This window comes from Aminobacter sp. P4_D5 (assembly GCF_056401815.1).
Map to the genome: position 1 here is coordinate 1 of NZ_JBFUIP010001280.1, position 540 is coordinate 540.

The 540-nt window shown below is 66.9% G+C and carries 1 protein-coding gene; it reads left to right on the plus strand.

Annotated features, from left to right (window positions below):
• A partial coding sequence (locus AC1DWF_RS37940) for an LLM class flavin-dependent oxidoreductase (protein ID WP_476843558.1) occupies positions 1-540 on the plus strand: 540 nt, incomplete at both ends.

A 540-nucleotide genomic window follows, 5' to 3' on the forward strand; every position in this document is an offset into this window, starting at 1 on the left:
GGTCTACCTCGTGGGCTCCGGCAGCCCTGAGACCATCGAGCTCGCGGCCCAGCGGGGTTTCGGCTACTCGTCCACCTTCAGCCCGATCAAGGCGCAGCTCGCGGCACAGGCGAAGCTGCGCGAGCGGGCGAAGGAGTACGGCCACACCATCCGGCCGGAGCAGATCCCCATGGTTTGCATGGCCTATGTCGCCGAGACGGACGAGCAGGCGATGGAGGAGATGCTTCCGCACGTGAAGTTCTTCTTCAACACGCTGACCCGCGCCGGCCGGTTCATCGACGCGCCGGGCTATCTCTCGGAGGAACAGTTCGTCGCCCGCAACGGCAAGATGCTGCCGGACACCCACGGCAAGTTCGACTGGGACCAGATCCTGACGCAGTTCCGCGTGGTCGCCGGGAGCGCAAAGACGGTGGCGGACAAGGTCGAGGCCTGGGCGGAGGAGGCGGGGACGAGCCGCATCATCTTCCAGGTCCACCGCGCCGACATGCCGCACTGGAAGGTCGTGAAGACCATCACGGCCCTGGCCGAGGGGGTCATCCC